21 protein-coding genes are annotated in these 22,595 nt (G+C 69.7%); 12 read left to right on the forward strand and 9 right to left on the reverse strand.

From position 1 onward, the window contains the following. Positions 1-75: 75 nt before the first annotated feature. The 5 genes from acnA to L0984_RS21145 all read left to right on the forward strand — a co-directional run bounded on the left by acnA (position 76) and on the right by L0984_RS21145 (position 6,767). Positions 76-2,823 (forward strand): aconitate hydratase AcnA, encoded by a 2,748-nt coding sequence (gene acnA / locus L0984_RS21125; protein WP_234196136.1) that lies wholly within the window; start codon positions 76-78, stop codon positions 2,821-2,823. A gap of 224 nt (positions 2,824-3,047) precedes the next feature. After that, a complete protein-coding gene (locus L0984_RS21130) occupies positions 3,048-3,341 on the forward strand; it encodes a FeoA family protein (RefSeq protein WP_234196137.1) in 294 nt (97 codons plus the stop codon). After that, positions 3,334-5,214, forward strand: a complete 1,881-nt coding sequence (gene feoB / locus L0984_RS21135) for a ferrous iron transport protein B (protein ID WP_234196139.1) — start codon at positions 3,334-3,336, stop codon at positions 5,212-5,214. Before L0984_RS21130 ends, feoB begins: the two co-directional genes overlap by 8 nt. A 25-nt stretch (positions 5,215-5,239) precedes the next feature. Further along, positions 5,240-5,506 (forward strand): DUF6587 family protein, encoded by a 267-nt coding sequence (locus L0984_RS21140; protein WP_234196141.1) that lies wholly within the window; start codon positions 5,240-5,242, stop codon positions 5,504-5,506. A gap of 64 nt (positions 5,507-5,570) precedes the next feature. Beyond that, positions 5,571-6,767 carry an FAD-dependent monooxygenase gene (locus L0984_RS21145; protein ID WP_234196143.1) on the forward strand — a complete coding sequence of 399 codons (1,197 nt, stop codon included), beginning with the start codon at positions 5,571-5,573 and terminating at the stop codon, positions 6,765-6,767. An 86-nt stretch (positions 6,768-6,853) separates the two neighbouring features. Here the strand turns inward: L0984_RS21145 and kynA are convergent, their stop codons facing one another. Together kynA and L0984_RS21155 are read right to left on the reverse strand one after the other, a co-directional pair. Next, the gene (gene kynA / locus L0984_RS21150; protein ID WP_234196145.1) at positions 6,854-7,738 is read right to left on the reverse strand and encodes a tryptophan 2,3-dioxygenase; all 885 of its coding nucleotides are present in this window, start codon (positions 7,736-7,738) and stop codon (positions 6,854-6,856) included. Positions 7,739-7,763: 25 nt separating this feature from the next. Next, entirely contained in the window at positions 7,764-8,957 is a 1,194-nt protein-coding gene (locus L0984_RS21155; RefSeq protein ID WP_234196147.1) for an amino acid aminotransferase, read from the reverse strand. Between the two features lie 220 nt (positions 8,958-9,177). Here L0984_RS21155 and L0984_RS21160 point away from each other — a divergent pair, with 220 nt between their 5' ends. Next, positions 9,178-9,558 (forward strand): RidA family protein, encoded by a 381-nt coding sequence (locus L0984_RS21160; protein ID WP_017761821.1) that lies wholly within the window; start codon positions 9,178-9,180, stop codon positions 9,556-9,558. A gap of 6 nt (positions 9,559-9,564) precedes the next feature. Here L0984_RS21160 and kynB read toward each other — a convergent pair whose 3' ends face one another. The 4 genes from kynB to L0984_RS21180 all read right to left on the reverse strand — a co-directional run bounded on the left by kynB (position 9,565) and on the right by L0984_RS21180 (position 12,866). Next, on the reverse strand, positions 9,565-10,209 hold the full coding sequence (kynB, locus tag L0984_RS21165) for an arylformamidase (RefSeq protein ID WP_234196149.1): 645 nt from the start codon (positions 10,207-10,209) through the stop codon (positions 9,565-9,567). A gap of 163 nt (positions 10,210-10,372) precedes the next feature. Then, complete coding sequence (locus tag L0984_RS21170; protein WP_017761819.1) at positions 10,373-10,681, reverse strand: YkgJ family cysteine cluster protein; 309 nt, start codon at positions 10,679-10,681, stop codon at positions 10,373-10,375. 18 nt (positions 10,682-10,699) lie between these two features. Then, positions 10,700-11,656: an ornithine carbamoyltransferase gene (argF, locus tag L0984_RS21175; RefSeq protein ID WP_234196151.1), complete on the reverse strand. Its 957-nt coding sequence runs from the start codon at positions 11,654-11,656 to the stop codon at positions 10,700-10,702. A gap of 4 nt (positions 11,657-11,660) precedes the next feature. Then, positions 11,661-12,866, reverse strand: a complete 1,206-nt coding sequence (locus L0984_RS21180) for an aspartate aminotransferase family protein (protein WP_234196153.1) — start codon at positions 12,864-12,866, stop codon at positions 11,661-11,663. Between the two features lie 178 nt (positions 12,867-13,044). Between L0984_RS21180 and L0984_RS21185 the strand changes: the two genes are divergently transcribed. Further along, positions 13,045-13,368 carry a DUF3579 domain-containing protein gene (locus L0984_RS21185; protein ID WP_234196155.1) on the forward strand — a complete coding sequence of 108 codons (324 nt, stop codon included), beginning with the start codon at positions 13,045-13,047 and terminating at the stop codon, positions 13,366-13,368. A gap of 141 nt (positions 13,369-13,509) precedes the next feature. Here the strand turns inward: L0984_RS21185 and rpsT are convergent, their stop codons facing one another. After that, positions 13,510-13,824, reverse strand: a complete 315-nt coding sequence (rpsT, locus tag L0984_RS21190; protein ID WP_017761815.1) for a 30S ribosomal protein S20 — start codon at positions 13,822-13,824, stop codon at positions 13,510-13,512. A 165-nt stretch (positions 13,825-13,989) separates the two neighbouring features. On the opposite strand from rpsT, the gene murJ reads away from it, so the two are divergent. The 5 genes from murJ to yccS all read left to right on the forward strand — a co-directional run bounded on the left by murJ (position 13,990) and on the right by yccS (position 21,146). Then, on the forward strand, positions 13,990-15,552 hold the full coding sequence (murJ, locus tag L0984_RS21195) for a murein biosynthesis integral membrane protein MurJ (protein WP_234196156.1): 1,563 nt from the start codon (positions 13,990-13,992) through the stop codon (positions 15,550-15,552). Positions 15,553-15,638: 86 nt separating this feature from the next. Beyond that, on the forward strand, positions 15,639-16,490 hold the full coding sequence (locus L0984_RS21200) for a SirB1 family protein (RefSeq protein WP_234196159.1): 852 nt from the start codon (positions 15,639-15,641) through the stop codon (positions 16,488-16,490). Between the two features lie 132 nt (positions 16,491-16,622). Beyond that, a complete protein-coding gene (locus L0984_RS21205) occupies positions 16,623-17,312 on the forward strand; it encodes a response regulator transcription factor (RefSeq protein WP_076507850.1) in 690 nt (229 codons plus the stop codon). Beyond that, positions 17,309-18,748 (forward strand): sensor histidine kinase, encoded by a 1,440-nt coding sequence (locus tag L0984_RS21210; protein ID WP_234196160.1) that lies wholly within the window; start codon positions 17,309-17,311, stop codon positions 18,746-18,748. Before L0984_RS21205 ends, L0984_RS21210 begins: the two co-directional genes overlap by 4 nt. 118 nt (positions 18,749-18,866) lie before the next feature. Beyond that, positions 18,867-21,146, forward strand: a complete 2,280-nt coding sequence (gene yccS / locus L0984_RS21215) for a YccS family putative transporter (RefSeq protein WP_234196162.1) — start codon at positions 18,867-18,869, stop codon at positions 21,144-21,146. Here yccS and L0984_RS21220 read toward each other — a convergent pair. Next, a complete protein-coding gene (locus L0984_RS21220) occupies positions 21,101-22,150 on the reverse strand; it encodes a GlxA family transcriptional regulator (protein WP_234196164.1) in 1,050 nt (349 codons plus the stop codon). The genes yccS and L0984_RS21220 overlap by 46 nt on opposite strands. Beyond that, complete coding sequence (locus L0984_RS21225) at positions 22,147-22,500, reverse strand: antibiotic biosynthesis monooxygenase family protein (RefSeq protein ID WP_234196166.1); 354 nt, start codon at positions 22,498-22,500, stop codon at positions 22,147-22,149. Before L0984_RS21225 ends, L0984_RS21220 begins: the two co-directional genes overlap by 4 nt. Positions 22,501-22,595: the final 95 nt, after the last annotated feature.

Genomic DNA, 22,595 nt, shown 5'->3' on the forward strand with positions numbered 1-22,595 from the left:
GGGCACCCCGCTGACGTCCAGTGCCTTCAAAGCCTGCTATCTTGCTCGTTGGTTCGAACAAGAAGGATGCTTCTCATGGCTGACGCTGCTACTCCCCACGTCTTCGCTTCCGCCCTCAAGACCTTCAAGACGGCCTCTGGCCGGCAAGGCAAATATTGGTCGCTGCCCGAGCTGACCAAGAAATTCCCCAATATCGCCAAGCTGCCGGTGTCGATCCGCATCGTGCTGGAGTCGGTACTGCGCAACTGCGACGGCCAGAAGGTCGCCGCGGAGCATGTGGAGCAACTGGCCAACTGGCAGCCCACTGCCGAGCGCACGGAGGAGATTCCCTTCGTCGTGACGCGCGTGGTGCTGCAGGACTTCACCGGCGTGCCGCTGCTGGCCGACCTGGCCGCCATGCGCAGCACCGCCAAGCGTCTCGACAAGTCGCCCAAGACCATCGAGCCGCTGGTTCCCGTGGACCTGGTGGTCGACCACTCGGTGATGGTGGACCATTACGGCACGCCCCAGGCGCTGGACCTGAACATGAAGCTGGAGTTCTCCCGCAACAAGGAGCGCTACCAGTTCATGAAGTGGGGCATGCAGGCCTTCGACACCTTCGGCGTGACGCCGCCGGGCTTCGGCATCGTGCACCAGGTGAACCTGGAGTACCTGGCGCGGGGCGTCTACAAGTCGGCCGACGACAAGGCCGACTTCCCCACCTGGTACCCGGACTCGCTGGTGGGCACCGACAGCCACACGACCATGATCAACGGCGTGGGCGTGGTCGGCTGGGGCGTGGGCGGCATCGAGGCCGAGGCGGCCATGCTGGGCCAGCCGGTGTACTTCCTGACGCCCGACGTGGTGGGCTTCGAGCTGACGGGCCAACTGCGCGAAGGCGTCACGGCCACCGACCTGGTGCTCTACGTCACGCAGATCCTCCGGCAGGAGAAGGTGGTCGGCAAGTTCGTCGAGTTCTTCGGGCCGGGCGCCGCGTCCATCCCGGTGCCGGACCGCGCGACCATCGGCAACATGGCGCCCGAATACGGCGCCACCATGGGCTTCTTTCCGGTGGACGAGAAGACCATCGCCTACTTCCGCGGCACCGGCCGCACGGACGAGGAGATCGAGCGCCTGGAGGCCTACTACAAGGCCCAGGGCCTGTTCGGCATGCCCGCCCCGGGCGCGCTGAACTACACCAAGACCGTCAAGCTGGACCTGTCGACCGTCACGCCCAGCCTGGCCGGCCCCAAGCGCCCGCAGGACCGCATCGACCTGGGCCACCTGTCCGGCCGCTTCACCGAGCTCTACAGCAAGCCCAACGAGGCCAACGGCTTCAACCAGCCGGCCGACAAGCTGGCGGTGCGCCACGACATCGCGCTCGACGGCAAGCAGGTCTCCATCGGCAACGGCGATGTGCTGATCGCGGCCATCACCTCCTGCACCAACACCTCCAACCCCAGCGTGCTGCTGGCGGCCGGCCTGCTGGCCAAGAAGGCGGTGGAGGCGGGCCTGACCGTGAAGCCGCACGTCAAGACCTCGCTGGCGCCCGGCTCGCGCATCGTCACCGACTACCTGCAGAAGACGAAGCTGCTGCCCTATCTGGAGAAGCTGGGCTTCTACCTGGCCGGCTACGGCTGCACCACCTGCATCGGCAATGCCGGCGACCTGGCGCCCGAGATCAACGACGTCATCACCGGCAACGACCTGGTGTGCGCGGCCGTGCTGTCGGGCAACCGCAACTTCGAGGCGCGCATCCACCCGAACCTGAAGGCCAACTTCCTGGCCTCGCCGCCCCTGGTGGTGGCCTTCGCCATCGCCGGCAACGTGACGGTCGACCTGATGACCCAGCCCGTGGGCAAGGGCACAGGCGGCAAGGACGTGTACCTGGGCGACATCTGGCCCAGCGCCTCCGAGGTGGACGAGCTGCTGCGCTTCGCCATGGACGCGCAGGCCTTCCGCCGCAACTACGAGCAGATCGCCGCCAACCCGGGCGAGCTGTGGAACAGCATCAAGGGCGTGCAGGGCGAGGTCTACGACTGGCCCACCTCCACCTACATCGCCGAGCCCCCCTTCTTCGAGGGCTTCGGCATGGAGCCGAAGGCGACGGAGGCCGGCGTGATCGGCGCGCGCGTGATGGCGCTCTTTGGCGACTCGATCACCACCGACCACATCTCCCCGGCCGGCTCCATCAAGGAAAGCTCGCCCGCCGGCCAGTGGCTCAAGGCGCATGGCGTGGGCAAGGCCGACTTCAACAGCTACGGCTCGCGCCGCGGCAACCACGAGGTGATGATGCGCGGCACCTTCGCCAACGTGCGCATCAAGAACCTGATGCTGCCGGCCGGTGCCGACGGTTCGCGCGAGGAGGGCGGTCTGACGCTGTTCCAGCCCAATGGCGAGAAGATGTACATCTACGACGCCGCGATGAAGTACATCGAACAGGGCGTGCCGACGGTGATCTTCGCCGGCGAGGAATACGGCACGGGCTCCAGCCGCGACTGGGCCGCCAAGGGCACGCAGCTGCTGGGCATCAAGGCCGTGGTGGCCCGCAGCTTCGAGCGCATCCACCGCGCCAACCTGGTCGGCATGGGCGTGCTTCCGCTGCAGTTCCTGGGCAGCGATTCCTGGCAGGGGCTCAACCTCAAGGGCGACGAGAAGATCGACGTGGTCATCCCCGGCGAGCTGAAGCCCCAGCGCGACGATGTCAAGCTGGTGATCGAAAGCGCGGACGGCAGCCGGAAGGAAGTGACCGTGCGCCTGCGCATCGACACGCCCATCGAGGTCGAGTACTACAAGCACGGCGGCATCCTGCCTTTCGTGCTGCGGCAGCTGCTGCAAGGCTGAAGCGCCCGGCCGCCGCGTCCGATTGGACGCGGTCCCGGTGCCAGCAAGGCCGCGGAACGGGGAACGCCGGTCCGCGGCCTTTGTTTTGCGCGGCCGGCGTTGGCCAGCATTGCCGAATGGCAACGCGGTTTCTGATCCCCGGGGCTCCTGCTTGCAATTGAAAATTGTTAGCATCTGGCTTTTGCCCGAGAGAGCTTCGCCTTGCGGCGGGGCCCATTGCTTCCGTGTCCACCTCTGCCTCGCGCGCACCGGCCGCCTTTCTGCCGCTCGACCAACTGCCCGACCGCCAATGGGCGACCGTGATGGATGTCGCCCGCGGCGAAGCCGCGGACGACCGCGACCTGGCGCTGCGCCTGACCGAAATCGGCTTCGTCCCCGGCGAGCGCGTCTGCGTGGTGGCCAGTGGTCACCCCGGCCGCGAGCCGCTGGCCGTGCGCCTGGGCCACACCACCTTCGCCCTGCGGCGCTACGAGGCCGCACTGATCCACGTCGCACCCGCGGAGGCCGCCCATGGCTGAGGCAAGCATCGCGTTCCAGTCGCCCAACCCGCCGCGCCGCGTGGCGCTGCTCGGCAACCCCAACTGCGGCAAGACGGCCCTGTTCAATCTGCTGACCGGCAGCCGCCAGAAGGTGGCCAACTACGCCGGCGTGACCGTCGAGCGCAAGGAAGGCGAACTGCGCACACCCGGCGGTCGCCACGTGGCGGTGCTGGATCTGCCCGGTGCCTACAGCCTCAATGCGCTGTCGGCCGACGAGGCGGTGACGCGCGACGTCGTCACCGGCCGCCGCGACCAGCTGCCCGACCTGCTGGTGTGCGTAACCGACGCCACCAACCTGCGGCTGAACCTGCGCCTGGTGCTCGAGGCCAAGCGCCTGGGCGTGCCGATGGTGATGGCGCTGAACATGACCGACATGGCCGAGCGCCAGGGCATCCGCGTCGACACCGACATCCTCTCGCGCGAGCTGGGCATCCCGGTGATCCGCACGGTGGGCGTGCGCCGCCACGGGGCCACCGAACTGCTGGCGGCCCTCGACGCGCCGGTGCCGGCCGCCTCGCCGCTGCCCTGGGAGGCGCCGTCGATGGACGACGTGCTGGCCTCGCACAAGGAAGTGCGCCGCATCCTCGACCTTGCGGTGCAGACGCCGCAGGGCAGCCTGGCCACCAGCGACCGCATCGACCGCGTGGTGCTGCATCCTGTGTGGGGCATGCTGGTGCTGGCCGTGACGCTGTTCCTGATGTTCCAGGCCGTGTTCAGCTGGGCCGCCGTGCCCATGGACGCCATCAAGGCCGGCACCGACGCCATCGGCGGCTGGATTCAGGGCGCCATGGCCGAGGGCCCGCTGCGCAGCCTTCTGGTCGACGGCGTGGTGGCGGGCGTGGGCGGCGTGCTGGTCTTCCTGCCGCAGATCCTGATCCTGTTCCTCTTCATCCTGGCGCTGGAGGACTCGGGCTACCTGCCGCGTGCCGCCTTCCTGCTGGACCGGGTGATGGGCACGGTGGGCCTGTCGGGCCGCTCCTTCATTCCGCTGCTGTCCAGCTTCGCCTGCGCCATCCCCGGCATCATGGCCACGCGGACCATCAGCAACTGGCGCGACCGGCTGACGACCATCCTGATCGCGCCGCTGATGACCTGCTCGGCCCGGCTGCCGGTGTATGCGCTGCTGATCGGCGCCTTCATCCCGCAGCGCGAGGTGCTGGGCATCTTCAACCTGCAGGGCGTGGTGCTGTTCCTGCTGTATGTCTTCGGCATCGTCTCGGCCATGGCCGTGGCCTGGGTGCTCAAGCGGCTGCGCACGCAACAGGGCCACTCGCCGCTGCTGATGGAGTTGCCGGCCTACCGCTGGCCCAACCTGCGCAACCTGCTGCTGGGGCTGTGGGAGCGGGCGTGGATCTTCCTGCGCCGCGTGGGCACCATCATCCTCACGCTCACCATCCTGCTGTGGTTCCTGTCCAGCTACCCGGCGCCGCCCGCCGGTGCCACCGGCCCGGCCATCGAGTACAGCTTCGCCGGCCGGCTGGGCCAGTTGCTGGAGTACATCTTTGCGCCCATCGGCTTCAACTGGCAGATCTCCATCGCCCTGGTGCCCGGCATGGCCGCGCGCGAAGTGGCCGTGGGCGCCCTGGGCACGGTGTACGCGCTCTCGGCCACCGGCGAAGAGGTGGCGGGCGCGCTGGAGCCGCTGATCGCCGGCAGCTGGTCGCTGGCCACGGCCCTCTCGCTGCTGGTGTGGTTCGTGTTCGCGCCGCAGTGCATCTCGACGCTGGCCACCGTGAAGCGCGAGACCAACAGCTGGAAGCAGGTCTTCATCATGGCCGGCTACCTGTTCGGGCTGGCCTACGTGGCCTGCTTCATCACCTACCGCGTCGCAGTGGCCCTCGGGGCCGGCTGACGCTCCTCTTGCGGAGATCCGAGTCATGCAGAACGCCGTCGTTGCCCTGATCGTCCTCGTGGCCGCCGTCTATGCCGCCTGGCACTGGATGCCGGCCGGCTGGCGCCGGTCGCTCGCGCCCCGCATGGCGCGCTGGATGGCGCGCAGCGGCCTGGTGCGTGAGGAGCGCGAGGCCAAGGTGGCCCGCTCCCTGGGCCAGGCGGGCGGCTGCGGTTCCTGCGACAGCTGCGGCACCTGCGGGCCGACGCCCGTCGCGGGCCGCGACGGCGCCTCGCCGTCGGCGCGCCGCTGATCCAGCGCAGCCCGGCCGGCGTCGGCGGGCCGAGAATCGTGGACTTTTTGGGATCCACGAGCGCATGCGCATCCATTCCCTCATCGTCGGCGGCGGCATCGGCGGTCTGACCGCCGCCTTGGCCCTGGCGCGGGCCGGCCACACGGCAGACCTGATGGAGCAGGCGCTCGCCTTCAGCGAGGTGGGCGCGGGCATCCAGCTGGGCCCGAACGTCGTGCGCAGGCTGCGGGCCCTGGGCCTCGATGAGGCGCTGGAGGCCGTCGTGGCCCGCCCCGAGCGGCTGTGCGTCTCGTCGGCGCTGACGGGCGCCCGCATCGCCGCCATGCCGCTCGCAGGCGCCATGGAACAGCGCTACGGCGCGCCGTACTTCACGATCCATCGTGCCGATCTGCACGGCCTGCTGCTGGAGGCCGTGCGCACGCAGGCCGCGGGCGCGGTGACGCTCGGCACGGGCGCCCGCATCGAGCGCCTGTCCACCCGCGGCGACGAATTCGTCTGCGCCGCCACCGAGGATGGCCGTGCGTGGGAGGGCGATGCGCTCATCGGCGCGGACGGGGTGTGGGGCCGTGTCCGGCCGCGCATCTGGCCCGACGCGGCGCCGGCCCGGCCGACGGGGCACATGGCCTTCCGTGCGCTGCTGAAGCAGGACACCCTGCCCGCTGCGCTGTGCAGCCGGCAGGTGGACGTCTGGCTGGCGCCGCGATTGCACGCCGTGGCCTATCCGGTGCGTGGCGGCGAATGGCTCAACCTGGTGGTGCTGGCCGAATCGCCGCTGGACGAGGCCGATGCCGACGCGCGAGAGTGGGATCAGGCCGCCAGCCGCGCCGCGCTCGACCGTGCCAGCGGCCATGTCGGTCAGCCGCTGCGGGCGCTGCTCGACGCCGTTCCGGCGTGGCGAGCCTGGACGTTGTGCGACAGGACGCCGCTGGCCGGACCGCAGGAGATGGTCGACGGGCGTGTGGCGCTGCTGGGCGACGCGGCGCACCCCATGCTGCCGTACCTGGCACAGGGTGCCGGCATGGCCATCGAGGACGCCGTCGAATTGGCCGAGTTGCTGAGGGGAAGCGGGCCGGCGCAGGTGCCGCAGGCGCTACAGCACTATGCGCAGCGGCGCTGGGCGCGCACCGCGCAGGTCCAGGCCCGCGCAAGGCGCAATGGGCGGATCTTCCATCTGGGGGGCCCGGCACGCTGGGGCCGCGACATGGTGATGCGGCTGGCCGGTCCTGCGCTGATGGACCAGCCCTGGCTGTACGCCGGATGAGGGGAGCGGAGTCGCCGTCAGGTCGCCCGCCTCGCCTGGAACCACCGCAGCGAGAGAATCAAATGGCCGCGAAGCGGCATGGGGTGCTAAAGCTCCGTCCTCAGCGTCCAGAGCTCAGGGAACAGCACCACGTCCAGCATCTTGCGCAGGTAGCTCACCCCGCCGGTGCCGCCAGTGCCGCGCTTGAAGCCGATCACCCGCTCCACCGTCGTCACATGGCGGAAGCGCCAGAGGCGGAAGGCGTCCTCGATGTCGGTGAGCTTCTCGCCCAGCTGGTACAGGTCCCAGTGCGCCTTCGGGTCGCGGTAGACCGTGAGCCAGGCCTCCTGGACGGCCTCGCTCGCGGTGTAGGGCTGGGTCCAGTCGCGCTCGAGCTTGTCGGCCGGAATGGCGAGGCCCTCGCGGGCCATCAGTCGCAGGGTCTCGTCGTAGAGCGAAGGGCGGCGCCATGCGGCGTCCACCATGGCCAACAGGTGCGGCCGGTGGGCATGCGGCTTGAGCATGGCGGCGTTCTTGTTGCCCAGCGCGAACTCGATGCAGCGGTACTGCGCGCTCTGGAAGCCGCTGGAATTGGCCAGGTAGGGCCGCATGGCGGTGTACTCGGGCGGCGTCATGGTCGAGAGCACCGTCCACGCGCCCACCAGCTGCTCCATGATGCGTGTCACCCGCGCCAGCATCTTGAAGGCCTCGGGCTTGGTGTTCTCGCTCGGGTTGGCGATGGCCGCCGTGGCGGCCGTCAGCTCGTGCAGCATGAGCTTCATCCACAGCTCGCTGGTCTGGTGCTGAATGATGAACAGCAGCTCGTCATGCGTGGGCGACAGCGGATGCTGGGCGCTCAGGATCTCGTCGAGGTGAAGGTAGTCGCCGTAGCTCATCGACTGGCTGAAGTCGAGCTGGGCCTTTTCTTCATGGACGATCTGTTCGGGCAGTGCTCCGCCCTCCGCCGGGCCGGCGGATGTCGAGGAATTCATCGCAAGGCTCCTGGGAGGGGTGGGGTCAGTCCAGCACGGCGGCCATGGCCTGGGCGACGTAGGCCACGTTCTTGGTCGACAGGCCGGCGATGCACATGCGGCCCGAGCGCACCAGGTACACCGCATGCTCTTCGCGCAGGCGGTCCACCTGCTCGGGCGTGAGGCCCGTGTAGCTGAACATGCCGCGCTGGGTCAGGAAGTAGCCGAAGTCGCGGCCGGGCAGGCGGTCGGCCAGCGTGGCATGCAGCGCCTCGCGCATGGCCTTGATGCGGCCGCGCATCTCGGCGAGCTCGGCGTCCCACTGGGCGTAGAGCTCGGGCGTGCTCAGCACGCGCGTCACGATGCGCGCGCCATGCGTCGGCGGGCTGGAATAGTTGGCGCGCACCGAGCTCTTGAGCTGGCCCAGCACCCGGCCGGCTTCCTCGGCCGAGCCGCACACCACCGACAGGCCGCCGCAGCGCTCGCCGTACAGCGAGAAGCTCTTGGAGAAGGAGTTGGCCAGGAAGAAGCGAACGCCCGCATCGGCCAGCGCGCGCGGCGCGAAGGCGTCCTCGACCAGGCCATCGCCGAAGCCCTGGTAGGCCATGTCCACATAGGGAATCAGGCCGCGCTCGGCGATCACGGGGATCAGCTGCTTCCACTGGTCCTGCGACAGGTCGACGCCCGTGGGGTTGTGACAGCTGGCGTGCATCAGCACGATGCTGCGAGCGGGCAGCGTCTTGAAGGCCGCCAGCATGTCCTCGAAGCGCAGGCCGCCGGTGGCCGGGTCGTAGTAGGGGTACAGGTTCACCTGGAAGCCGGCACCCTCGAACATGGCGCGGTGGTTCTCCCAGGTCGGGTCGCTCACCCACACCTGCGAATCGCCGAAGTAGCGCTTGAGGAAGTCGCCACCCACCTTCAGACCGCCGGAGCCGCCGATGGTCTGGATGGTGGCGACACGGCCGCTGGTGACGGCCTCGTGCGTGGGGCCGAAGGCCAGCTTCTGCACGGCGGCGCGGTAGTCGGCCATGCCTTCCATGGGCAGGTAGGAGCGTGGACCGATCTCCTGCAGCAGCGCGGTCTCGGCCGTGCGCACGGCCTTCATCACCGGCAGGCGGCCGTCGTCGTCGAAATAGATGCCGATGCTCAGGGACACCTTGTTGGGCCGCGTGTCGCGCTGGAAGTCCTCCATCAGCGAGAGGATCGGGTCACCGGGGTAGGCGGGAATGTGTTCGAACATGGCGTGGCTTTCGGTGGTGCGGTCCGTGGGCGGAGGGCGGCACGGACGATGCAAGCTGCGGGCCGGGCGGGCTGCCCCGCTCGGGGACGAGCGGCGTAGTACAGGGCGCTGCGGAGCGAAGCGGGGAAGTTATCACTGTCAAAAAATGCGTTGTGTCGCTTATTCCCAACGGTGACCATAAAATAAACGTCGTTTTATGTATGGAACATCTGGAGCTGTGATGAAGCAAGTGATCGATGTGGGTCTGCCGGCGCTCAAGCAACCTTTTTCGTGGGCCGTGAAGGCCACGGGCGCGATGCTGTTCACCGCGCATGGGCCCGTCCGCACCGACGGGACCATCGACACCGGGACGATCGAGGCGCAGACGCGCCTGACCTTCGAGAACCTCCGGCGCGCCGTGCAGGCAGCCGGCGGCACGATGGCCGATGTGACGCAGGTGCTGATCTACATGACCGATGTGGCGGACATGCCGGCCATCGACGCGGTCTACCGCGAGTTCTTCGAGGCGCCGTATCCCAACCGCTCCAGCGCCGCCGTGGCGGCGCTGGTGGTGCCAGGCATGAAGATCGAGATCGTGGCCTACGCCATGGTGCCGGCCTGAGGGCCGTCAGCCGAGCGCACGCAGCACGGCGCGCACCGGCGAGGCGTCCGCCTCCACCAGCTTGAGCGGCAGCGCGATCAACTCGTAGTCCCCTTCGGGCACGGCGTCGAGCACCAGGTTCTCCAGCACCCGCATGTCGTGGCGCCGGATGGTCTGGTGGCTGGGCAGGGCCTTGCTGTCGGCCGGGTCGATGCTGGCCGTGTCGATGCCGATCAGACGCACGCCGAGCGCGGCCAGGCGCTCGACCGTCTCGGGCGCGTAGGCAGGAAGGGCCGGGTCCCATCGGTCCACCGGCGCCTGGTCGTAGGTGCGCACCAGCACCCGTGGCGGCAGCCGGTCATCGATGGCATGGGCAATGTGACGCCATTCGATGAGCGGCGCGGCGCCGATGGCATGGATGACGCGGCAGGGGCCGAGGAAGGCGTCCAGGTCCACCTGGCCGATGGTGGCGCCGTCGGCCGCGTAGTGCAGGGGCGCGTCGGCGTGCGCGCCCACGTGCGGCGACATCGTGATCTGGCTGACGTTGACCGGGCAGCCCGGGCCCAGCGTCGCGGCCCATTGCTGGGCATAGGGCGTGTCGCCGGGAAACACCGGCGCGCCGACGTAGACGGGAGGGGAAATGTCCCAGAGACGGGGAGAGGTGGCAGACATGGCCCGGACCATAGCGCTGGCGCGGCGGGCGTGGTGTCGGTTATTCCCAACGCGAGCAAAGGGGCGGCCCGCCTGCGGGGCCCCGTGCGTCAGGGGCCGGCCTCTCAAGGTGTGAATGAAGCCGGCGTGGCCGAGCGGGCATGGCGGGTTCGTTCACACCTTGTCAGCCTTCGAGGGCCGGCAGGCCGTGCCGCGCGCGTGCCTTCTCGCAGCCGTAGCTGCCGGCTTCCAGTTCGCGGCAAGGATTCGGCCGCCATTCGTAGATGCCGCAGCCCACGGACTGGCCGACCTTGCCGGTGAGGGCAGCACAGCGGATCGGCACATGGTCCGTGCCCCGCATCCGGCAGGTGGCGCCATTGACTTCCACCGTCAGGCCGGCGGGGACCGTGCCGCCCATGTCGTCCAGTTCGTAGATGCTGAAGTCGACGCGGTAGCTGGCGCAGCAGGCGCCGCAGCTCTGGCAGGGGCTCATGGAGGCGGCGGGGCAGCGTCAGCCGATGCGGCCGAGCAGCAGGTACTCCATGAGTGCCTTCTGCACATGCATGCGGTTCTCGGCCTCGTCCCAGACCACCGATTGGGGACCGTCGATGACCTCGCCCGTGACCTCCTCGCCGCGGTGGGCGGGCAGGCAGTGCATGAAGAGGGCGTCGGGCTGGGCCACGGCCATCATGGCCTCGTCCACGCACCAGTCGGCGAAGGCCTGGCGGCGCTGCTCGTTCTCGGCCTCGTAGCCCATGCTGGTCCACACATCGGTGGTGACCAGGTGCGCGTCGCGACAGGCGTCCATCGGGTCCTTGAAGACCTTGTAGCTGTCGCCGGAGCGGATGCCGGCGACAGCCTGGTCCACCTCGTAGCCACTGGGCGTGCTCACGTGCACTGCAAAGCCGAGGATCTCGGCCGCCTGCAGCCAGGTGTTGGCCATGTTGTTGCCGTCGCCCACCCAGGCCACGGTCTTGCCGCGCAGCGCCTCGGGGTCCGGCGTGCCGTCGGCGCCGAGACCGCGGTGCTCCAGGTAGGTGAACAGGTCGGCCAGGATCTGGCAGGGATGGAATTCGTTGGTCAGGCCGTTGATGACCGGCACCCGCGAGTTGGCGGCGAAGCGTTCGATCTTCTCCTGCTCGTAGGTGCGGATCATCACCAGGTCGGTCATGCGGCTGATGACCTTGGCGCTGTCCTCGATGGGCTCGGCGCGACCCAATTGGCTGTCGCCGGTGGTCAGGTGCACGACGCTGCCGCCGAGCTGGTACATGCCGGCCTCGAAGCTCACGCGGGTGCGGGTGCTGGCCTTCTCGAAGATCATGGCCAGTGTGCGATCCGCCAGCGTGTGGTGCTTCTCGTAGGTCTTGAACTTCTTCTTGATGAGCGCCGCGCGTCGGAACAGGTACGCGTACTCGTCGGCCGTGAAGTCGCTGAACTGGAGGTAGTGGCGGATCGCAGGAAGGCTCATGGGCTTATTGTGCCGGCTCGGCCAGGAAGGCTTTCACGATGGGGGCGAGGAGGGCGACGATCTCGTCGGCCTCGGCCACGGTGAGGACGAGCGGCGGCACCAGGCGGATCACGCTGTCTGCCGTCACCGACAGCAGCAGGCCGGCGTCGCAGGCACGGGTCAGCACGGCGCCGGCGGGCCGGTCGAGCTCGATGCCCAGCATCAGGCCCTGGCCGCGCACTTCCTTCACGCCCGCCACGCCTTCGAAGGCAGCCTGCAGGGCGCCCTTGAGATGGGCACCGACATCGGCAGCGTTCTGCAGCAGGCCGTCCTTCTCCATGATGCGCAGCGTCTCGATGCCGGCGCGCATGGCCAGCGGATTGCCGCCGAAGGTGGTGCCGTGGTTGCCCGGCTGGAAGATGTTCGCGGCCTTGGGGCCGGCCACCACCGCGCCCACCGGCACGCCGGAACCCAGGCCCTTGGCCAGCGACATCACGTCCGGCACGATGCCGGCCCACTGGTGCGCGAACCACTTCCCGGTGCGGCCGATGCCGGTCTGGATCTCGTCGATCATCATCAGCCAGTCGTTGGCGTCGCACAGAGCCCGCACCTGCTGCAGGTAGTCCCAGCGCATCGGGTGGATGCCGCCTTCGCCCTGGATGGTCTCGAACATCACGGCCACCACGTTTGGGTTGCCTTCGGTCGCCTTCTTCAGCGCCTCGATGTCGTTGAGCGGCACGCGGATGAAGCCCTCGACCAGCGGGCCGAAGCCTTTCTGGATCTTCGGATTGCCGGTGGCCGACAGCGTGGCCAGGCTGCGGCCGTGGAAGGCATGCTCGTACACCACGATCTCCGGCCGCTCGATGCCCTTGTCGTGGCCGAACTTGCGGGCCAGCTTGATGGCGGCCTCGTTGGCCTCCAGCCCGGTGCAGCAGAAGAAGGCGTTGGTCATGCCCGACAGCGCCGTCAGGCGCTCGGCCAGCACTTCCTGGCCGGGCACGTAGTAGTAGTTGGAGGTGTGGATCAGCTGGGTGAGCTGTTCCTGCAGCGCCGGCACGAGTTCGGGATGGTTGTGGCCCAGCGTGTTGACGGCGATGCCGCCCAGGCCGTCCAGGTAGGCCTTGCCATTGACGTCCCACACGCGGCAGCCCTGGCCGCGCACCAGGGCGATGGGCAGCCGGCCATAGGTGTTCATGACGTGGGGCGAGGTGGGGGCGGCAGTGGCGCTCATGGGTTCTCCTGAAAGTGAAGAAATTCTAGGTGGGGGCATGACGCCTTCGTTGAGGATTGCGCATCACTGCCATGCGCCCCGATCCCCATCGGATGCATGTCCCGCGGAGGTCGCGCGCGGGACACGCTGGGTAGAATCCCTTGTGCGGCGCAACACGCCTGCGCCGAACACGAGAACAATGGTTTCCCCCTCTGCCAAAGAAGTCTTCATCCAGGGCGTCACGAGCCAGGGTCGCACCTTTCGGCCCAGCGACTGGGCCGAGCGGCTGGCCGGCGTGATGAGCCAGTTCCGCCCCGGCGGTGCCCGCCTCGGGGGGCACCTCAGCTATTCGCCGTGGTGCGTGCCGACGGTGATCAATGGCGTGAAGTGCGTGGTCGTCCACCGCGACCTCCAGGAGTCCGAGCCGATGGCCTGGGATTTCGTCATGAACTTCGCCAAGGACAACGACCTGCAGGTGGCCGAGGCCTGCCTGGTGCCGGACGGGAAGTCGGCCAAGGGCTGATTGCCTCGCCCCTTTGCTGCTCCGGAGTCGCCGGATCCAGAAACGAAAAAACCGCCCGAAGGCGGTTTTTCTTTTTTCGCTGCAGCGCACCCGATCAAACGGCGGACCGCCTGTGGGCAGTCCGGGCTGACCTGAATTCCGTCAGGCGGCGGCCGCCGGAGCGGCAGTGGCCAGGGCCTTGACCTTGGCGGCCAGGCGGCTCTTGTCGCGCGCGGCCTTGTTCTTGTGGAAGATGCCCTTGTCGGCGATGGTGTCGACGACGCTCTGGGCCTTGGCGAACAGCTCGGTGGCCTTGGCCTGGTCGCCAGCGGCAACGGCCTTGGCGACGTTCTTCAGGGCCGTGCGGTACTTGGAGCGCAGCGAGCTGTTGGCAGCGTTGAGTTTGGTGTCCTGGCGGACGCGCTTGCGGCCCGACGCGAGGCGCGGGTTCTTCTTCTTGGGCTTGGCGGATGCCATATTTGTGTTCCTTGAGTGTCTGGGGATGATGCGGCGAACCCGCGAGTATAGCCCACCCGTTTGTTGCTCGCCTCGTGCAAGAGTGCCCGGGCCAGCGGCGGCCACGGGAGCAGGCGGTGGCCCGCGCAGTCCGGCGCCCCAAGGCCCCGCCTACACTGCGCCGCCGTGTCGCTCTTCAAATCCGCTTCCACCGTCTCCCTGCTGACCCTGGCCTCGCGCATCACCGGCCTCGTGCGCGATGTGCTGATGAGCTCGGTGTTCGGCGTGAGCGCGCTGACCGACGCCTTCTACGTCGCTTTCCGCATTCCCAATCTCTTCCGGCGCGTGCTGGGCGAGGGCGCGTTCAGCCAGGCCTTCGTGCCGGTGCTGTCGGCCACCCGCACCGAGGGCGGCGAGGACCGGGCGCGGCAGCTGATCGACCACGTCGGCACGCTGCTGCTGTGGGCGCTGGTGCTGCTGTGCGTGGTGGGCGTGGTCGCCGCGCCGCTGATGGTCTGGGCCATGGCCAGCGGCCTCGAACGCTCGGGCAGCTTCGATGCCGCCGTCGTGATGACGCGCTGGATGTTCCCCTACATCGGGTTCATGTCGCTGGTGGCCTTTGCCGGCGGCATCCTCAACACCTGGAAGCGCTTCGCCGTGCCGGCGGCGTCGCCAGTGCTGCTCAACATCGCGCTGATCCTTTCCATCGTGGCGGGCGCGCCGCTGTTCCGGCGCTGGGGCATCGAGCCGATCTACGCCCAGTGCGTGGGCGTGATGGTCGGCGGCATGCTGCAGCTGGCGATCCAGATCCCGGCGCTGCGCCGACTGGGCCTGATGCCGAAGCTGGCGGTGCGCTTCGCAGCCCTGCGCGAGGCCTGGGCCGACCCGGGCACCCGCAAGATCCTCGGCCTGATGCTGCCGGCCATGATCGGCGTCAGCGGCGCGCAGCTGTCGCTGCTCATCAACACGCAGATCGCCTCGCACCTGACCGCCGGCAGCGTCACCTGGATCACCAATGCCGACCGGCTGATGGAATTTCCGAGCGCGATGCTGGGCGTGGCCCTGGGCGTGGTGCTGATGCCCCAGCTGGCGGCGGCCCGCGCGGCCCAGGATGCGGACCGCTATTCCGCCATGCTGGATTGGGGGCTTCGGCTGATCGTGCTGCTGGCATTGCCCTGCGCGGCGGCCCTGCTGGTGTTTCCGGTGCCGCTGGTGGCGGTGCTGTTCCACAACGGCGCCTTCGACGACGCCAGCGTGCTGCGCACGGCGGATGCGCTGGCGGGCTACGGCGTCGGCCTGGTGGGCATCGTGTCGATCAAAGTGCTGGCGGCGGGTTTCTATGCGCGCCACGACATGCGCACGCCCATGCGCATCAGTCTGGCGGCGCTGGCCATCACCCAGCTGCTCAATCTGGCGTTCGTGCCCTGGCTGCAGCATGCGGGCCTGACGCTGGCCATCGGCGTGGGGCAACTGGTCAACGCATTGGCGTTGTGGGTGGGCCTGCGCCGCAGCGGCAGCTACCGGTTGGCGCCGGGCTGGGGCCGCTTCCTGCTGCAGGTGCTGGCGGGAACCGTGGTGATGACGGCGCTGCTGGTCTGGGGGGCCCACGGTTTCGACTGGGTGGGCCTGCGCAGCCAGCGGCTGCTGCGCATCGGGCTGCTGGCGGCCTTCGTGGCGGGGGCGGCGGCGCTGTATTTCGGTGTGTTGACCGCCTGCGGCCTGCGGCTGCGCAGCTTCGTGCGGCGCTGAAGCACGGCTCCGGGCATCGCCGAGGTGGCCGTGGGGCTTCCGCCGGCTGCCTTGACGCTGGCGACGCGGCTCCACTACAAAGGCCCATGTCTCTTCGATACGACACGCCGACGCCACTGGCCTATTTCGAATCGCTGGTGCAGAGCGACGAGCACTTCCCCTTGTTCGAGGCCGCCGCCAGCCTCGCGCAGGACGAGTATCCCGAGCTCGACGTCCAGCAGGTGCTGGGCGACATGGACCAGCTGTTGGCCCGCCTCAAGCGGCGTCTGCCGGCGGACGCAGCGCCGCTGGCGCGGCTGCGGGCGCTGAACCAGTTCTTCTTCCATGACCTGGGTTTCGGCGGCAACGTCAACGACTACTACGATCCCGACAACAGCTTCCTGCATGTGGTGCTGCGCACCCGGCGCGGCATCCCGATCTCGCTGGCGGTGCTGTGGATCGAGTTGGCCCAGGGCCTGAACCTGCATGCGCGCGGCATCAGCTTTCCGGGGCATTTCATGCTGAAGGTGTCGCTGCCCAAGGGGCAGGTGGTGATCGACCCCTTCACCGGCCGCTCGTTGTCGCGCGAGGAACTGGCCGAACGCCTGGAGCCCTACAAGCGCAGCAATGGCTTGGTGGGCGAGTTCGACGTGCCGCTGGGCCTGTACCTGCAGCCCGCGCCGGCGCGGGAGATCATCGCCCGCATGCTGCGCAACCTGAAGGAGATCCACAGCGCGCAGGAGGACTGGGCCCGCCTCATCGCCGTTCTGGATCGCCTGATCGTGCTCCTGCCGCAGGCCTGGGGCGAGTACCGCGACCGCGGCCTGGCCTGCGCCGAGCAGGGCCACACGGCGCAGGCCGTGCAGGATCTCGACACCTACCTCGCCCATGCAGAGGACGCCCTGGATGTCGACGCCATCGCCGAGCGCGCCGCCGCGCTGAGGCGAGAGATTTCCTGAACGGGCGTCGTCCAGTCGCGAAGTCCAGGACGCCGAAGCCGTCCGCCGCCCCGCCGGCCCCGTGCGACGACCTGACCAATAGCTGACTCTTCTCTGGTCAGCTTCCCTTCGGGTGGGGTAGCCTTCGCCCCCATGCGAATCCTGTTGGTGGAAGACGATGCGACCCTGCGCGACGTGATGTTGCGCAGCCTGACCGATGCCGGGCATCGCGTCGATGTGGCGGCGAGCATGGAGGAGGCCGATTACCTCTGGCGTGTGCAACCCTTCGATGCCGTGCTGCTGGACCTGAACCTGCCGGCCGGCCCCGGCCCCGGTAGCCCGCTGGGCAGCGGCCTGACCGTGCTGCGCCAGGCGCGCAGCCGCGGTGACCGTACGCCGGTGCTGGTCCTCACCGCCCGCAACCGCACCGACGAGCGCATCGCCGGCCTGGACGCAGGCGCCGACGACTACCTCGGCAAACCCTTCGAGCTGCCCGAAGTCGACGCCCGCCTGCGTGCGCTGGTGCGCCGGGCCCAGGGCACGGACGACGTGGCGCTGGTCGGCCAGCTCAAGCTCGACCGCCGGGCGCGCCGCTTCTTCATCGGCAGTGCGCCGCTGGACCTGCCGGCCCGCGAATTCGAGGTGCTCTGGGAGCTCATGAGCCCGCCGGGCCACGCCGTCAGCAAGCGCGTGCTCTCCAACAAGCTCTCGAGCTTCGACGACGCGCTGGGCGACAACGCGCTGGAGGCCTTCATCTCGCGCCTGCGCAAGAAGCTGCTCGGCAGCGGTGCCGGCATCCGCACGCTGCGCGGCATCGGCTATCTGCTGGAAGGCGACGCTTGAGCGCCCGGCCGGCCACCGCCGCGGCAGTTGCGGCGGCCGGGCATCGACCGCGCCCGTCGCTGCGCGCGCGGGTGCTGCGGCAGGTGATGCTGCCGCTGGCGCTCACCTGGCTGGCCGGGACGGTGGTGGTGCTGACCATCTCCAACTACTTCGTGCGCCAGGCCTTCGACCGCGCGCTGGTGGACGATGCCTATGCCATCGCCGCCAACATCCAGCCCCAGGGCCGGCCCGACGCGCAGTTGCAGCTGACGGCGCGCGAGATGACGACGCTGCTGTTCGACCAGCGGGAGACGGTGTACTTCTCCGTCCGTCGGCCCGACGGCAGCCTGCTTTCAGGCGAGCCGACGCTGCAGACGCCCTTCCTGGCCGACGGTGCGACCTGGCATCTGGCGGACGTGCGCTTTGCCGGCAAGCAATTGCGCGCCGTGGTCCTGCGCCATCCCGCCGGGACGGGCGACTTCACCGTGGTCGTGGCCCAGACGACCGGCTCGCGCACGGCGCTGCTGCGGCGCCTGGCGCTCTATGCGACGCTGCCGCAGATCCTGCTGCTGGGCGTGCTCGCCTGGTGGCTGTGGCGTGGCATCGCACGGGAGCTGGCCCCGCTGGGCGCGCTCCAGCAGGACCTCGGCCGACGCGACGCCAGCGACCTGTCGCCGGTGATCGTGGGCGGCGACACACGCGAGGTCGCGCAATTGGGCGATGCCCTGAACGACCTGTTCGTCCGCCTGGACGGCAGCGTGCGGGCGCAGCGGGAGTTCGCCGGCAATGTGGCGCATGAGTTGCGCACGCCATTGGCCGGCATCCGCGCGCTGGCGCATTACGGCCTGGGCCATTCCGACCCGGGTGTCGCGCGCGAACAGTTGCAGCGCATCGCCGACAGCGAGGCCCGGGCCAGCCACCTGGTCGACCAGTTGCTCGCGCTGGCGCTGGCGGCCGAATCCGATGCCGTGCTGCAGCGCGAGCCGGTGGTGCTCGACGAACTGGCCCATGAGGCCGTGCTGCGCCACCTGACCCGTGCCGACGCCCGCGGCGTCGACCTGGGCGCCCGCGGCCTGGACGAGGCGCAGGAAAGCGGCGGCTTCACCATCAACGGCAGCGTGGCGCTGGTGGAGGGCATCCTCGACAACCTGATCGACAACGCCCTGCGCTACGGCGGCAAGACCGTGACCATCGAGCTGTCGAAGGAGGAGGTCGATGGCGCGATGGTGCCCGTGCTCTCGGTGGCCGACGACGGACCCGGGATACCCGAGGTGCAGCGGCAGGCGCTGATGCACCGCTGGGCCCAGGGTACCGATGGGCGCAAGCTGGGCGAAGGGTCGGGCCTGGGCCTGTCCATCGTCGCCCGCTATGCGAAGCTGCTGGGCGCGCAGATGCGCCTGGCCGCCACGGCGAGCTCGGGCGGGTTGCGGGCGAGCATCCTGTTCACGACCCGCTGAGCCGGCCGGCCATCACCGCCTGTCGGTGCGCCGGGCCCCCGCCTGCATCGACGGGCGCGCTGCTTCAACAGACCTGCGGCATGCATCCTGCGTGACCCGGACGACTTCCCGCTCTTCCATGGACTCCCTGATCTCGATCGACGGCCTGCGCGGCCAATGGCGGCTGCTCTTCCAGCGCGCGCAACCCCTGCGCGTGCTGCTGGCGCTGGCCACGCTGATGGCCGGCGCGCGGCTGGCCGGCCACCAGGATGCGGTCATCCCGCTCTTCCTCGGCACCATCGCCAGCGCGCTGGCCGAGACCGACGACAGCTGGCGCGGCCGGCTGCGTGCGCTCCTGGTGATGCTGGCCTGCTTCGCAGCCGTGGGCGCGGGGGTGCAGGCCCTGTTCGGCCTGTCGTGGGTGTTCATCGGCGTGTTCTGCCTGGCGGCCTTCGGCATCACCATGCTGGGCGCCATCGGCGCACGCTACAAGGCCATCGCCTATGGCACGTTGATCCTGGCGATGTACGCCACCATCAGCATGGAGCATGCCGTGGCGGCGCACGGCCCCGGCCACCACTGGCGCGAGCCGCTGCTGCTGGTGGCCGGCGCGGCCTGGTACGGGGCGATCTCGGTGATGTGGTGCGCGCTGTTCCCCTCGCTGCCGGTGCAGGCCATGCTGGTGCGGGTCTATGGCGTGCTGGGCGAGTACGTGCGCTACAAGGCCTCGCTCTTCGAGCCGCTGCGCGGCGTGGACGTGCAGCGCAAGCGGCTGGCGCTGGCCGGGCTCAATGCAAAGGTGGTCTCCGCCCTCAACGATGCCAAGGAAGCCATCTTCTCGCGCCTCGGCCCGCGGGCACCCACGGGCCGGCTTGCGCGCTACCGCGGCCTCTACCTGATCGCGCAGGACGTGCACGAGCGCGCCAGTTCCTCGCACGAGGACTACAACGCGCTGGCCGAGGCCTTCTTCCACAGCGACCTGCTCTACCGTTGCCAGCGCGTGCTCTGGCTGCAGGGCGATGCGTGCAGCCAGCTGGCCCGGTCGGTGGAGCGGCGCGAGCCCTTCGTGATGGATGGCCAGAGCGTGCAGGCCCTGGCCGAACTGCGCAGCGCCATCGCCCATGCGCGTGCGACCGCAGGTGACGACGCGCAGCAACGGCTGCCGGCCATCGAGGCACTGGCGCGCAACCTGGCCCTGCTCGACGGGCAACTGGCCGGCGCCAGCGACACGGCGCATCCCTCGGCCCGGCTCGGCCGCACCGACATGAGCCTGTTCGACCGCTCGGCCCGCGACTGGCGCGATGCGCTGGCGCGTGTGCGACGGCAGCTCACGCCCCGCTCGCCGCTGTTCCGCCATGCCGTGCGCCTGGCCGTCGCGCTGGCCGCCGGCTATGGCGTCATGCATGTGGTGCAGCTGCAGGAGGGCTACTGGATCATGCTGACCACGCTCTTCGTCTGCCAGCCGGGCTACGGCGAGACCATCGCGCGCATGGGCCAGCGCGTGGCCGGCACGGCCCTCGGCGTGGTGGCGGGCTGGGCGCTGATCGACCTCTTTCCGCAGCCGCTGCTGCAGTCGGTGTTCGCCGTGGTGGCGGGCGTGGTGTTCTTTGCCAACCGCAGCACGCGCTACCTGCTGGCCACGGCGGCCATGACCTTGCTGGTGCTGATGTGCTTCAACCAGATCACCGACAGCGCGCGCCTGATCGAGCCGCGGCTGATCGACACCGCCATCGGCAGCGTGATCGCCGGCCTGGCTGTGCTGCTGGTGCTGCCGCACTGGCAGGCCCGGCGCATCCACGAGATCGCCGCGCAGGCCATGCGCCAGCATGCGGCCTACCTGCGCCAGATCGCGAGCCAGTACGACAGCGGCGCACGCGACGACCTGGCCTACCGGCTGGCGCGGCGCAACGCCCATAACGCCGACGCGGCGCTGTCCACGGCCGTGACCGAGATGTTCCGCGAGCCCGGCTTCGCCCGCCGCCGCGCAGGCGTGGCGGTGCGCTTCGTGATCCAGTCGCACACGCTGCTGAGCTACCTCTCGGCGCTCGGCGCGCACCGTGCCGCGGTGCCCGACGGCCCGCAGGTGGCGGTGCTGCGCGAGGCCGCCCAGCAGGCTGCCGCGGCGCTGGAACAGTTGGCGGCGGACGTCGAGGCGGGCCGGTTGGGTACGGCGCCGCCGCACCCGGCGCGCGAGGCACTGGCCGCGGGTGCCGAGGCGGACGCCGGTCGCAACGTTCCCCAAGCGGACGAGGCCGACGAGGTGATGGCCCGCCTTCGGCTGATGCGCACCGAACTGCTGCTGGTATGGGTGCAGATCGACGTGCTGCGTGCCCACGCCGCCGACTGGCTGGCCGCGGCCGACGCGGCGCCCGATCAGGCGGCCGAGGGACGCGCGGGCGTGCCCGGCAGCCCGAACTGATGCCAGGCCCGGCGCAACTGCGTGTCCGTGCCGAAGCCCGAAGCCTCGGCCGCCTGGGTCACGCTGGCGCCGGCGCCGATGGCCTGCCGCGCCTTCTCGAGCCGCAAGCGCCGCAGGTAGGTCAGGGGCGCCACGCCGGCATGCTGGACGAACAGGCGTGTCAGGTGCCGTGGTGAGGTGTGGGCCAGGGCGGCCATGCCCGGCACCGTCCAGTCGGCCTGGGGCGCCTCGCTCACCGCATCCTGCACGCGGTGCACGGCGGCATGCAGGTGATGGCGGTGGGCCAGGAAGGGCGAGAGTTCCGGATCCTGCGGGCCGCGCCGCAGCGGCATCACCATTGTCTGCGCCACCTGGGCTGCCAGCGCCTCGCCGCACAGCGTGCCGATGCGGTGCAGCACGAGGTCGATGCCGGTGGTCACTCCGGCGCTGCTGAAGACGGGCGCGTCGAGCACGAATACCCGGTTGGCCACCACCTCGCAGGCCGGTTCGCTGGCCTTCAGCTCATCGAGGTGATGATGGTGCGTGGTGGCGCGCCGGCCCGCCAGCAGGCCCGCGTGGGCCGCGAGCAGGGCGCCGCCGCAGATGGTCAGCAGTTCCAGCTGGCCGGCTTCCAGACGCTGGCCGCGCAGCCAGTGCAGCAGATGACGCGCCTCGGGTGTGTCGACGTCGATGTGTCGCCCGGGCAGGCCCACCAGCACGAGCCAGGTCGCCCGCGCATCCCAGGCGCCGGGCAGCGGCATGAGGCCCGCCAGCTGCACGCCGACGGAGCTGCGCAGTTCGGGCTGGGCAGCCGCGAATTCCACCTCGAAACGCAATGGCCGGCCGCTGGCCTCGAGCAGCCGGTTGGCGATGCGCAGCGCCTCGGCGGGCCCGGCCCAGTCCAGCGCGAGGCTGTCGGGCAGCAGGGCGAAGACGACGCGGATGGTGGTGTGCGCTTCCTGCGGCTGGCGCGCCGGTGCTGTTGCGGCGCGTACGTGCGTGGGCGCGGCCGGACGGTCGCTCATGGCCGGCCGCTGCCATAGGCCCGTTCGACGCGGGCCACGCGCAGTTCGAAGGCCGTGTACCAGCGGCTGCGGCCCTGCGCGCGTGCGGCGGCGTGCTCGGCATGGCGGCGCCAGGCGGCGATCGCCTCCTCGCTGGCCCAGTACGAGACCGTGATGCCGAAGCCATCGGCGCCGCGTGCGCTTTCCACGCCCAGAAAGCCGGGCTGCGCCGCCGCCAGCTCGACCATGCGGTCGGCGGCCTCGGCGTAGCCGTCGTCGTCATGCCCGGCACTTCGCTGAGAGGAAAAGATGACGGCGTAGCAGGGGCCGTCGGGCAGGTGCGCAAAGGGGCTGGCGTTCGGGGTCGTCATGGAGAGGGTCCGGGGGCATGGGCCCTCAGCGCGCCGTCGCATGGAGGGCGCAGCGCGGGGCGCCGGACGTCGAGGTCTGCCTGCGATTCTGTGCG

Source organism: Pseudacidovorax sp. NFM-22, from assembly GCF_021401245.1.
In the GTDB taxonomy this organism is placed as follows: Bacteria; Pseudomonadota; Gammaproteobacteria; order Burkholderiales; family Burkholderiaceae_C; genus Xenophilus.